This is a genomic window from Marinobacter salicampi, from assembly GCF_011074795.1.
GTDB lineage: Bacteria > Pseudomonadota > Gammaproteobacteria > Pseudomonadales > Oleiphilaceae > Marinobacter > Marinobacter salicampi.
Genome location: NZ_JAAMPF010000018.1, coordinates 551,879 through 564,083, shown reverse-complemented (window position 1 = coordinate 564,083; position 12,205 = coordinate 551,879). Strand labels below are relative to the sequence as shown.

11 protein-coding genes and 1 other RNA gene are annotated in these 12,205 nt (G+C 56.5%); 6 read left to right on the top strand and 6 right to left on the bottom strand.

Annotated features, from left to right (window positions below; genetic code table 11):
- Positions 1 to 12: 12 nt before the first annotated feature.
- Both dnaK and grpE read right to left on the bottom strand, forming a co-directional pair.
- Positions 13 to 1,932, bottom strand: a complete 1,920-nt coding sequence (dnaK, locus tag G7W63_RS11590; protein ID WP_166257738.1) for a molecular chaperone DnaK — start codon at positions 1,930 to 1,932, stop codon at positions 13 to 15.
- A 119-nt stretch (positions 1,933 to 2,051) separates the two neighbouring features.
- On the bottom strand, positions 2,052 to 2,645 hold the full coding sequence (grpE, locus tag G7W63_RS11585; RefSeq protein ID WP_166257735.1) for a nucleotide exchange factor GrpE: 594 nt from the start codon (positions 2,643 to 2,645) through the stop codon (positions 2,052 to 2,054).
- Positions 2,646 to 2,883: 238 nt separating this feature from the next.
- On the opposite strand from grpE, the gene recN reads away from it, so the two are divergent.
- Positions 2,884 to 4,563: a DNA repair protein RecN gene (gene recN / locus G7W63_RS11580; RefSeq protein ID WP_166257732.1), complete on the top strand. Its 1,680-nt coding sequence runs from the start codon at positions 2,884 to 2,886 to the stop codon at positions 4,561 to 4,563.
- 170 nt (positions 4,564 to 4,733) lie between these two features.
- On the opposite strand, the gene fur is transcribed toward recN, so the two are convergent.
- The gene (fur, locus tag G7W63_RS11575) at positions 4,734 to 5,144 is read right to left on the bottom strand and encodes a ferric iron uptake transcriptional regulator (protein WP_166257729.1); all 411 of its coding nucleotides are present in this window, start codon (positions 5,142 to 5,144) and stop codon (positions 4,734 to 4,736) included.
- Between the two features lie 120 nt (positions 5,145 to 5,264).
- Between fur and G7W63_RS11570 the strand changes: the two genes are divergently transcribed.
- Positions 5,265 to 5,591: an outer membrane protein assembly factor BamE gene (locus tag G7W63_RS11570; protein WP_166257726.1), complete on the top strand. Its 327-nt coding sequence runs from the start codon at positions 5,265 to 5,267 to the stop codon at positions 5,589 to 5,591.
- Here the strand turns inward: G7W63_RS11570 and G7W63_RS11565 are convergent, their stop codons facing one another.
- Genes G7W63_RS11565 through G7W63_RS11555 form a run of 3 tightly spaced genes read right to left on the bottom strand, consistent with a single transcriptional unit; the run spans position 5,592 to position 8,078 of the window.
- A complete protein-coding gene (locus tag G7W63_RS11565) occupies positions 5,592 to 5,873 on the bottom strand; it encodes an RnfH family protein (RefSeq protein WP_166257723.1) in 282 nt (93 codons plus the stop codon).
- A gap of 2 nt (positions 5,874 to 5,875) precedes the next feature.
- Positions 5,876 to 6,322 (bottom strand): type II toxin-antitoxin system RatA family toxin, encoded by a 447-nt coding sequence (locus G7W63_RS11560; protein ID WP_166257720.1) that lies wholly within the window; start codon positions 6,320 to 6,322, stop codon positions 5,876 to 5,878.
- Positions 6,323 to 6,371: 49 nt separating this feature from the next.
- Positions 6,372 to 8,078 carry a sodium-dependent transporter gene (locus G7W63_RS11555; protein ID WP_166257717.1) on the bottom strand — a complete coding sequence of 569 codons (1,707 nt, stop codon included), beginning with the start codon at positions 8,076 to 8,078 and terminating at the stop codon, positions 6,372 to 6,374.
- 209 nt (positions 8,079 to 8,287) lie between these two features.
- Here G7W63_RS11555 and smpB point away from each other — a divergent pair, with 209 nt between their 5' ends.
- The 4 genes from smpB (at position 8,288) to G7W63_RS11535 (ending at position 12,201) form a co-directional block, all read left to right on the top strand.
- Positions 8,288 to 8,773, top strand: coding sequence for an SsrA-binding protein SmpB (gene smpB / locus G7W63_RS11550; protein ID WP_166257714.1), 486 nt, complete (start codon positions 8,288 to 8,290; stop codon positions 8,771 to 8,773).
- A 163-nt stretch (positions 8,774 to 8,936) separates the two neighbouring features.
- Positions 8,937 to 10,361 carry a wax ester/triacylglycerol synthase family O-acyltransferase gene (locus G7W63_RS11545; protein ID WP_166257711.1) on the top strand — a complete coding sequence of 475 codons (1,425 nt, stop codon included), beginning with the start codon at positions 8,937 to 8,939 and terminating at the stop codon, positions 10,359 to 10,361.
- 114 nt (positions 10,362 to 10,475) lie between these two features.
- Positions 10,476 to 10,839, top strand: a transfer-messenger RNA (tmRNA) gene (gene ssrA, locus G7W63_RS11540).
- A gap of 162 nt (positions 10,840 to 11,001) precedes the next feature.
- Positions 11,002 to 12,201: a tyrosine-type recombinase/integrase gene (locus tag G7W63_RS11535; protein WP_166257708.1), complete on the top strand. Its 1,200-nt coding sequence runs from the start codon at positions 11,002 to 11,004 to the stop codon at positions 12,199 to 12,201.
- The last annotated feature ends 4 nt before the right edge of the window (positions 12,202 to 12,205 follow it).

Sequence of the window (12,205 nt, the reverse complement as noted above, 5' to 3'; positions counted from 1 at the left end):
CAACCTGCGCTTTTAGCGCTTGTCTTCGTCTTTTACTTCTTCAAACTCGGCATCTACCGCATCGTCGCCGGTTTTGCCAGTCGGCTCTTCGGAAGCCTGCTCACCAGCTTCTGGCTGCTCAGCATACATCTTCTGGGCAAGTTCTGATGACAGCTCGGTCACTTTTTGGGTCTTTGCCTCAATATCTTCCTTGTCGGTGCCCTTGAGCGCTTCTTCAAGCTCCTTGACCGCTTCCTCTATCGACTCCTTCTCGCTTTCACTGACTTTATCGCCAGCTTCGCTCAGTGTCTTGCGAACCGCATGAACCATGGCATCGCCCTGGTTACGGGTCTGCACCAGCTCTTCGAACTTGCGATCCTCCTCGGCGTTAGCCTCGGCATCCTGAACCATTTTTTCGATTTCCTCATCGTTCAGGCCGGAAGATGCCTTGATCACGATGGACTGCTCCTTGCCGGTCGCCTTGTCCTTGGCGGACACATGGAGAATACCGTTGGCATCGATATCGAAGGTTACCTCGATCTGAGGCACACCACGTTGTGCCGGCGGTATGTCCGCCAGGTCGAAACGGCCGAGCGACTTGTTCTGGGCCGCCTGCTTGCGCTCACCCTGGACCACGTGAATGGTGACCGCGGTCTGGTTGTCTTCCGCTGTTGAGAAAGTCTGCCCCTTCTTGGTCGGGATAGTCGTGTTCTTCTCGATCAGCGGCGTCGCCACGCCACCCATGGTTTCGATGCCCAGGGTGAGAGGCGTAACGTCCAGCAGCAGAACGTCTTTCACGTCCCCTGACATGACCGCTGCCTGGATGGCCGCACCCACGGCAACCGCTTCGTCCGGGTTAACGTCTTTACGGGCTTCCTTGCCGAAGAAGTTCTTTACTTTTTCCTGTACCAGCGGCATACGAGTCTGGCCGCCGACAAGAATGACTTCGTCAATGTCCGCGCTCTTGACGCCAGAGTCAGCAAGGGCCACCTTGCATGGCTCAAGACTGCGGTCAACCAGGTCTTCCACCAGCGACTCGAGCTTGGCCCGGGTCAGCTTGACGTTCATGTGCTTGGGACCGCTGGCATCTGCCGTTACATAAGGCAGGTTCACGTCGGTCTGCTGGCTGCTGGAAAGCTCGATCTTGGCTTTCTCGGCCGCTTCCTTCAGACGCTGCATTGCCAGAGAGTCGCCTCGCAGGTCGATACCACTGTCTTTCTTGAACTGATCGGCAAGATATTCGATCAACTTCATGTCGAAGTCTTCACCACCGAGGAACGTATCGCCGTTAGTAGCCAGCACTTCAAACTGGTGCTCACCATCAACATCGGCGATCTCGATGATGGAGATATCGAAGGTACCACCACCGAGGTCGTAAACTGCGACGGTGCGATCACCGGTCTTCTTGTCCATACCATAAGCAAGGGCGGCGGCTGTCGGCTCGTTGATGATGCGCTTGACATCAAGGCCCGCAATTTTACCAGCGTCCTTGGTGGCCTGGCGCTGGGAGTCGTTAAAGTAGGCCGGCACGGTAATAACCGCTTCGGTCACTTTCTCGCCCAGGTAGTCTTCGGCGGTCTTCTTCATTTTCTTGAGGATTTCCGCAGAAACCTGGGGCGGAGCCATTTTCTCGCCCTTCACTTCCACCCAGGCATCGCCATTATCTGCCTTGGCGATCTTGTAAGGCACCATCTTGATGTCTTTCTGAACCACACTGTCATCGAAGCGCCGGCCGATCAGACGCTTGATGGCATACAGGGTGTTGTGGGGATTGGTAACAGCCTGACGCTTTGCCGACTGGCCAACTAGGGTCTCGCCATCTTCGGTGTAGGCAACGATGGAAGGGGTCGTGCGATCACCTTCGGCGTTTTCAATCACCTTGACCTTGTCACCATCCATGATGGCTACACAGGAGTTGGTCGTCCCCAGGTCAATACCAATAATCTTGCTCATTGATTCGCTCCAATTCGGTTGTTCAATTCGGTTCTGGCTAGGTCCACTTCGTGGCACGGCTTTCAGGTCCGACTCGCCATTTGCTTGTTACTGCCTATATTGGCGCCACGCCGTCGTTTTCAAGCCTGTTCGTCGATTTTTGGTGTATTGCCCGCTTTCGCGACAACCACCATGGCCGGACGCACCAGCCTCTGGTTCAATGTGTAGCCCTTCTGTACCACCGCCACCACCGTGTTTGGCTCGGCATCAGGTGCAGGCACCATCGACATGGCCTCATGCATCTGCGGATCGAAGGGCTCGCCGATCGGGTTGAGCTGAGCGACGTTAAATTTGCTCAGTGTGCTCATGAACAGACTCAGGGTCATCTCCACGCCTTCGCGAATAGTGGCGGCAAGCTCGCCTTCATTGGCATGGCCCTCGGTGCTCTCAACCGCTTTTTCAAGGCTGTCTGCCACTGGCAGCAGTTCCTTTACAAACTTCTCAAGGGCAAACTTGTGAGCCTTTTCCACATCGATCTCAGCCCGTCGGCGCACATTCTGCATTTCAGCCTGGGACCTCAGCACCTGTTCCTGAAGCTCCTTGACGCGGCCACCCAGGGCAATCACTTCATCATCCCTGGTCTTTTCGCTCTCGTCCCGCTCTTCCGCCGCCTCGGGGTTTCGATCATTCAACTCGTCGTCATTATGTTCGTTGCGATGTTCATCAGCGCTCATGCACTACTCCTGCTTGTTCACGGACGGCCCGGGTAACGGCTCAGGCCAGATTCAGTAACCTGCTGAGCGATATGGGGCCGCTTGGTGGGGTTTCAACCGCTGGCAAAAGACATTGGCAAAGATTGCAAACCTGCATACCACTGTATATATTCACATGTACTGTATTAATGAACAGGCTTCTGACCCGAAAACCCCGGCATTCATCGGGCCGCAGCTAGCAGCCATAAGGAGGACACCCATGCTCACCCAGTTGACCGTATCCAACTTCGCCATCGCCGAGCGGGTAGAGTTGCAGTTTGGCCCGGGAATGACTGCCCTCACCGGTGAAACCGGCGCTGGCAAGTCCATTGTGCTGGACGCGCTGGGCCTGGTTATGGGAGGTCGCGCTGACGCTGGCGCCGTGCGCCATGGCGCAAAACGGGCCGACATTACGGCTACCTTTGACGTGTCCCGCATACCCGAGGCCAGCCAGTGGCTGGGTCACCACGAGCTCGATGATGAGAGTGACTGCATCCTGCGACGGGTCATCAGCAAAGATGGTCGCTCACGGGCATATATTAATGGCCAACCCTGCCCGCTGACTCATTTGCGTGACCTCGGCGGCATGCTGATGGATGTGCACAGCCAGCATCAGCATCAGTCACTGCTCCATAAGGACACGCACCGCAAACTGCTGGATGAGTTCGCCGGTGTGGAGGAGCTTGCCCGAAAAACCCGGGCCCACTGGAAACAATGGCATAACACCCGCATCCGCCTGACAGAGCGACAGCAGAACGCTGATGAAAACGAAGCAAAGCTGCAATTGTTACGGTACCAGGTGGAGGAATTCGACCGGATCGCGCTTCAGCCCGACGAACAGCTCCAGCTTGAGCAGGAGCAGGAACAGCTGAGCCACGCTGAAGATGTCATGCAGCGCAGCCAGCAGGCAGCGCTGCTTTGCACAGAAGACGACACCAGCGCAGCTGGCCTTCTGCGCCAGGCGCTGACCCAGCTGGAGCAATTGCCGGTAGAGGTACCCGCGCTGGCGGATACGCTGCAGATGCTTAATGAGGCCTATATCCAGGTCACAGAAGCAGGAGGCAACCTCCGTCACTTCGCCGAAGACTACGAGGCCGACCCCCAGCGGCTGGTTGAAGTGGAGGAACGCCTTAGCGCGATCTATCAGCTCGCCCGCAAGCATCGTATAGCGCCAGAGGAACTGCCTGAGCTGCATCAGCGTCTCGCCGACGAGCTGGCCTCAATGGATGAAGGCGAGGGCAGCGTGGAGCAAATGGAGACGGAGCTTGAGAAGCAGTTTGAGCTCTACAACACCTGCGCCCGGGAGCTCTCTGAAGCGCGGGCAAAGGCAGCGGCGGATCTCGACCAGCGCATAGCATCTGAACTCAAGCAGCTCAGCATGCCTGCCGTGCAGTTTATTACCAACCTGAACAGCAACGAAACCAGCGAGCCCTCAGCCAACGGCCATGAGGACATCGAGTTTCTGGTCAGCGCCAACCCCGGTCAGCCAGCAAGGCCGCTGGCCAAGGTCGCCTCCGGAGGTGAGCTGTCACGCATCAGTCTTGCCATTCAGGTGGTCGTTGCCCAGACCTCGACCACGCCCACACTGGTCTTTGACGAAGTAGACGTGGGAATCGGCGGCGGCACCGCAGAAGTGGTGGGTCGGTTGCTGCGAACTCTTGGATCAGACGGCCAGGTTCTGTGTGTTACCCACCTGCCCCAAGTAGCTGCCCAATGTCATCAACACCTGTTTGTCAGCAAATTCACTGAATCAGATGCCACTTATTCGAAGATTGAAGCGCTGGACGATGGCGGCAGGATCAGTGAGGTGGCACGCATGTTGGGCGGCGTGGACATGACCGAACAGACCCTGGCCCATGCTCGGGAAATGTTCAGCAAGGGCCAGGCGACGCACCACTGACGGTTTATCAGACCGAATCACATTCCCCTCTCGACCCTGAGAGTTTTTGGGGCAGACCTGTGGTCTGCCCTTTTTTTGATTCGTATTTTCTGGTTTCCGCGGCCCTGCCAGCGACACAGGCAGGAGCCTTGCCCGACCCGGCTTTCGAGCCCGACCGGTTCCTGAAGGACTCAGGACTTGAGGGGCTTAACGTAAAGGATCAGGCTGTGGTCAACGATTTCGTAACCATGCTCTTTGGCGATCTTCTGCTGACGCTCTTCAATAACAGAATCAACGAACTCGATGACTTCGCCGGTCTGGGTGCACACCATATGGTCATGATGATCGTCTCCGGCCATCTCAAACACCGCATGCCCGCCCTCAAAATTGTGCCGCAGCACCAGGCCTGCAGTCTCGAATTGCGTGAGGACCCGATAGACCGTTGCCAGGCCCACATCATCGCCCTGGTCCAATAACTTCTTGTAGACATCTTCTGCGCTCAGATGATGGTCGGCTGAGCTTTCGAGGATATTGAAGATCTTCACCCTCGGCAGCGTGACCTTGAGCCCGACCTTGCGCAATTCGGCGTTTTCAGATGACATGATGCTATTCGCTCTTTGGTGTACCATCAGCTTCCGGTATTATGAAGCTACTCGTTAGCGGCCAAGCCGTACCACACCTGCGTCAGCAGGCGATTTCAAGATAGAGGATTTCCCCCACCGATGCAAAAACTTGCGGTTTTACTGCTCGTTACCTTTTTCGCCGGCTGCTCATTCCCTGGCGTTTACAAAATCAACGTGCAGCAGGGCAATATTCTCTCGGAAGAGGAACTGACTCAGCTGGAAGAAGGCATGACCAGAAGCCAGGTTCGCTCTGTACTCGGCTCTCCAATCATGCTGAACCCGGCGGACACCTCTCGTGAATACTACATCTACACCTTCCAGGAAAGCGGCGGCGAAATTCTTGAGCAGCGGGTTGTGGTGTACTACGACGCTGATCAGTATTCACACTACGAAGCGCAGTTATTGGAAGAAACACCGGCCTACTGATCAGCTGGCTTTCTTTTTCACCCGATTCAGCCTTGCCTGTTTCGGGTCAATCAGAAGCGGCCGATACAACTCGACCCTGTCCCCTTCCCTCAGTGCATGGGTCTCAGGTGTCTTGATGACCTTGCCAAAGATACCCATATCGATGGCGCTCGGATCAATTTCGGGGAAGACATCGGTAATACCTGACTGCAGGACCGCGGCCTTGGCGGTTGTTCCCTCCGCCACATCCAGCGCAATTATCTGCTGCTTGGCCGGCGTGGCATAGGCCACCTCCACTTTCATGATCAGACCCCTTCACGACGATAAAGATCGTCGGCCCTGCGACAAAACGCATCGACCATGGTGTTCGCTGCCTGGCTGAAAATGGGACCAAAAGTCATTCGGGAGAGCGCCCCGGAGAATTCGAACTCCAGCGTCAGGATGACTTTGCAGGCGTTGGCCTCCAGCGGCTGGAAATTCCAGCGGCCCCGTAAATCCTGGAACGGGCCGTCCACCAGCCGCATATCAATGGCACTGGGCACAACCAGTTCATTGCGGGTCGTCAGCCGGTGACGGATGCCGCCCCGTGCCACCTCAAGCGAGGCCGTCAACTCAAGCTCACCTAAATGGTGCACCTCCGCGTGGGCACACCAGGGCAGGAATTCCGGGTAACGGGGAATATCGTTCACCAAGGCAAACATCCGCTCGGCAGAGTGCATGACCAGAGCGCTTTTATCTATCTGATGAGGCATGGGCTAACGCGGTTCCTGAAAATGGCGAGCTGGACCCACCAAGACTTTGTCATACGCTATGGTAACGGATTTCGGGCTGATCCGAAGCCCCGGGCGCCTGGCTTTCATTGCCGGCTTCCGGTTCCGGCGTGGCGTCCGGGGTATCCGGCGTCGCCTCATCCGGGGCCGGGTCATCGACAGTACCGTGATCTGGTGGCAGGGGCGGCCCTTCCAGCGGCTCCTCCAGTTGCTGCAGGTTATCCGGTAGAGGGCGGTGGCCACGCTTGGCGCTAGGACTCTGATTTCTGTCCAGGCCAAGCCCCGGGAGCTCGGAGGAGTCCAGTGAGTCAATAAAATCCATCTCACACCAGACGGCTTTTTCGCTACCCTCACACAGGCTACTGAGGGAGGTCCAGGCATAGTGCGCGCCAATATAGACCACTACCAGGGGCAATATCAGCTTGAGCACCCAGAACCAGACGCTCGCGATGAAACGTGGCGCCCGCCCGATCAGGCTGAGTGCGCGATAGGACGTCAGCTTCCACGCCACCAGAACCGTCAGTGCGACACTGACTCCCGGTATCAGCAAGCCGCTGGCAAGCAGTTCGACCCACCGGAAGACCGTTCCGCCCTGGAAGGTGACATCAGACCAGATACTGAATGAAAACAGCGTGCCCAGTCCGGCCAGCCACGCTCCGGAACCAATAATGATGACAGACCACCCCCGGGGAGCGCCCGTCCACTCCTGGAACCAGCCGACCACCGGTTCGAACAATGCAAGGGAGGTGGTCCAGGCCACAAGCAAGATGGCAATAAAGGCAGCGGTGACCACAAACTGGCTTGCCGGCGCGTCCGCCAGGCTCGCAGGCAGGGCCAAGAACACCAGGGCGAAGCCCTGTTCGGAAGCCGTTCCGCCGGTTCGGAACACCAGGGCATAAATGACCAGCCCGGCAAGGATCGCAATCAGAGTATCCATCAGCACCACGGCGAAGACCGACCGTTTCAGAGGGGCAATCGATGGCATATAGGCACCAAAGGCCACCCAGACGCCCATACCCAACCCGAGGGTGTAAAACGCATGGGCAAGAGCCAGCTGAAGGCTCTGCCAGGTCATCTGCTCGGGCCGCAGGCCCAACATGTAATCAGCGGCACGGTGCAATTCACCAAAATGGTAGCTGTAGGCCAGCAGGGCGAGCAGAAGCAGAAGAAATGTGGGCACCACAACCCGAAACGCGCGCTCAAGCCCAACAACTACCCCTTGCAGAGACACGGCCATCACAAGCCCCAGAAACGCCAACTGCCAGGTCATCAGGTCGCGGTAATTGGAAGGATTTTCGACCAGTTCCCCCAGGGTCTGGGCGACACTGAGTTCCGACGCGCCCACGAATCGGCCAAGCGCGCCAAAAAACACATAAGCCAGGCAGATAGCGCCTATGACCCCAGTGAAGGAAAGCACCAGAAAACTGGCCAATACACTGAACCGGCCCAGCCAGGCCCACTGACGGGACAGGCCATTGGAATGGGCCAGGCCATCCACCGCCAACACCACCCCATGGCGGGCGTGGCGTCCCAGGGCGGTCTCTGTCAGCATAAGCGGCAAGGTCACCAGAAGCAGGCAGGCCAGGTACAGGAGCACAAAAAGGCCGCCACCGTTTTCACCAGCCAGGGGCGGGAACTTCCACAGGTTGCTGAGCCCTACCGTTGCGCCCGTAGCAGCCCAGAAGAAGGTAGACCGCCGTGCCCAGGACCCGATAGGCGTTTCGTAAGGAATTGGCATCCATTATCCCGACATGGTTGAAGCTCGCATTGTAGCCCAAAGGCACAACCCGGTTAATTGACCGCGTGTTCGTTTTCGTGACCGGCTTGCCGCACCTGCGGTACAATCTCGTTTTCACAACGCTAACCCCGATTCACCGGTGCCCCAGCAATAATACACACGGGGGTACTCAAGGGGTTACCTCCGATTTTGTTCCAGACCAGGCTTTTATGAGCAAGAAAAAACCGGGCACGCAAAGCAGCACCATTGCACTAAATAAAAAAGCCAAGCATGAGTACCATATCGAGGAACGCTTCGAGGCGGGCCTTGTTCTGCTCGGCTGGGAAGTCAAATCCCTTCGTGCGGGCAAAGGGCAGCTTACCGATGCGTACGTATTGCTGAAAGACGGGGAAGTATTTCTTCTTGGCGCCCACTTCATGCCATTGAACACCGCCTCAACCCACGTTATCGCAGACCCCACTCGCACCCGGAAACTGCTTTTGCATGAGAAAGAAATAGCCAAGCTCAACAGCCAGGTGAACCAGGCTGGCTATACCTGTGTACCGCTTGCGCTGTACTGGAAAAAGAATAAGGTTAAGTGCGAGATCGCGCTGGTCAAAGGCAAGAAACAGTTCGACAAGCGGGCCACCGAAAAAGAACGTGACTGGAACCGCCAGAAGCAGCGGATTCTCCGCGAAAATACCGTAGCAAGCTGAATCTAATCCATAAAATGTGTAGCAAACACAACCTCTTCTCCACACTGAAAGACCGGCCTATACTAGCCGCTCTCTAGTGGGTGGGGGCCGCGTTTTCCTGCCGTATCTGTAGTATTTAAACGCAAGACTCATCCTCTCGTTGATGGATTGACTGGAGGAAGCAATGAACGCTGTAGGCACACCTATGTCAGCGGTGGACAGGTCCTGGCTGCGGATGGAATGTACCGAGAACCCCATGATGATTGCGGCGGTTCTGGTATTTGATAAACCCATCGTAATCGCCAGACTGAAGAGAGTATTGAACGAGCGCTTCCTGCGCTTTCGCCGGTTCCGTCAGTGCGTGGTCCATCGGGGCGACAAGACCGAATGGGTCGACGACCCGCTGTTTGATCTGGACAACCACGTCCACGTTACCGCCCTTCCCAACAGCGGCGGCAAAGACGACCTCCAGAACCTGGTCAGCGACCTGAACAGCACGCCACTGCACAGTGGCCGCCCCCTCTGGCAATTGCATTACATCGACCGGTATGACGGCGGTTGCGCGCTGGTCGTACGTATACATCACTGCATTGCCGATGGCATCTCCCTGGTGCGGGTGCTGCTGTCCCTTACCGACGAGTCTCCGGAAGAAGCCAAGGTTCACCAGTTGAACCCGGTGGCACCGCTGCCATGCCCCCAGGAGAGCGGCCTGCGCCATTCCATCAGAAAAGTTATGGAGCACGGCCAGACTGCACTGGAGCAGACCCAACTGTTTACCACCTCGCTGCTCAGGGAGCCTGGCTACCCCCTCAAGCTGGCCAAGACCGCGGGCAAGATTGCCATCGATTGTGCCAAGTTAGGGCTCAGCCCGGAAGAACCCGCGACCGGACTCAAGCAGAGCCTGACTGGTCGCAAGCAGGTCGCCTGGGCCGACCCCCTGGATCTGGCCGATGTGAAGGTATGCTCGAAGATCCTCGGCGGGACAATCAACGATGTCCTGATGGCGACCGCCACCGGCGCCCTGCACCGGCATTTCCGTCACACCGGGGAGCCCATTCCCGAACGTGGTCTACGGGTAGCGGTACCCTTCAACCTTCGCCCCCTACGCCAGCCCGTCGGCTCCCTGGGCAACAAATTTGGCCTGGTACTTCTTACCCTGCCAGTCGACGTCGACTGCCCGATCATGAGGTTCCGCCAGGTTCAGGAGCACATGAATCGCCTGAAGCGCTCCTACCAGGCCCAGGTCACCTACAGCCTGCTGGACCTGTTCGGCCGCGGGCCCGATGTGCTGGAGCGCCGTGCCCTCAGCCTGCTGAGCAAAAAAGCGTCAGCGGTGCTCACCAATGTGCCCGGGCCAAAGAAACCTGTTTATCTGGCAGGTGCGCGGCTCAGGCAGCCCATGTTCTGGGTGCCACAAACTGGCGACATTGGCATCGGCATGAGTATTTTCAGCTATGTAGACACCGTGCAGTTCGGCATTACAGTAGATCGAGGCATTGCTGCGGACCCCGAGGCCATCATGGGCCATTTCAGGGAGAGCTTTTACGAACTGCGAGACCAGGCCCTGCTATGCCAGGCTGATCAAGCCGCAAACCGGGAAGCCGTATAGGTTGAGGGCTCCGGCAGGGCCAGACATAAGGGTTTCTGCGCACCGGCATGGCACAAAAGAAAACACCTGAAGCCTTGAAGTTCGCGGTTCCGGACGCATATACTTAAGCATAAGGGGGACGACATGGCTTCGACGCTGGTTGCGAACCCTTGGGTGCATGTCGAGATGGCAGCGAATCTCGTTAATCCAAAGCTGCAATTAATAGTCGCAAACGACGAAAACTACTCACTAGCAGCGTAAGCTGCTAGTCGTCCTGACCGAGGCACCTGTAACTCGGAAGCTACATCTCAGGACGTCATCGCTTACAGGTTGCTCTGTTAGTCAGAGTTCACTGACTAACAGCTAAGATTTAAAGAACTCGCCTCTTACACCCTGACCTTCGGGTCGTTTGAGGTTAAATTAATAGAAGGACGCTAAGCATGTAGATCTCAAGGCAGAGTACTGGCGGACGCGGGTTCAATTCCCGCCGTCTCCACCAAACAAAGATCCAAAGCCGCCCAAGGGCGGCTTTTTTCATGCCTAAAATCATACTTATAGCCGATTTTCCGTCCTAGAAGGTCCTAACTAATCCGTTGACATCCGGGGGCACCTGGGGGCAGCATTAGGGGCACATGCCTCATAGCGAAGACTAGTTGCCCCCATGCCTCTGACAGATACTGCAATTCGGAACGCCAAATCTGCCACCAAGACACAGAAACTCTTCGATGGCGGGGGGCTTTATCTCGAGGTAACGCCCAAAGGTGGCAAGTATTGGCGCCTCAAGTACCGATTCAGCGGAAAGGAAAAGAGGCTTTCTCTTGGGGTATATCCCGAGATCACTCTCAAGGACGCCCGATTACGCCGAGATGACGCCAGGAAACTGCTGGCTAACCAGGTTGATCCCAGCGAGAATCGCAAAGCCCAGAAAGCTGCCCGACAGGAACGGTCAGCCAACAGCTTTGAGACCATTGCCAGAGAATGGTTTAAAAACAAATCTCAAACCTGGGTACCCTCCCATGGCAATCGCATTATCCGCCGGCTGGAAAATGACATATTCCCTTGGCTTGGTGGAAAGCCTGTCGCAGATATCAAAGCCCCGGAACTCCTATCAGTAATCCGGCGCATCGAAGAACGCGGAGCCAATGAGACTGCACATCGAGCACTAAGTGAGTGCGGCCAGATCTTTCGATATGCGGTGGCCACTGGAAGGGCTGAAAGAGATCCCTCGGGTGATCTGCGGGGAGCGCTGACACCAGTCAAAAAGAAACACTTCGCCTCTGTTACAGAGCCTGAAAAGGTAGCTGAGGTATTACGAATGCTGGATGGCTACCATGGCACCCTAGCGGTCAGGTGCGCTCTGCGTTTAGCCCCACTGGTTTTTGTAAGACCCGGCGAGCTTAGGTATGCCAAATGGGACGATATCGATCTGGGGCAAGCAGAATGGCGCTACACCGTGACAAAGACAGAGACGCAGCACATTGTCCCGTTATCTACTCAGGCTGTTGAGATCTTGGAGGAGCTCCAACCACTTACTGGTGGTGGAGTATACGTTTTCCCGAGTGCACGTTCACCCAAAGGTGATCGCCCAATGAGCGACAATGCCATTTTGTCCGCGATGCGAAGAATGGACATTGGTAAAGAGGAAATGAGTGGACACGGTTTCCGAGCCATGGCTCGCACAATCCTTGATGAAGTTTTGGGCTTCCGTCCCGACTACATCGAGCACCAATTGGCTCATGCAGTCCGAGACCCGAATGGTCGCGCGTACAATAGGACTGCTCATCTGCCGGAGCGCAAGAAAATGATGCAGGCATGGGCCGATTACCTTGAGCAAATCAAATATCCGAAGAAACCCGCCTGACCAT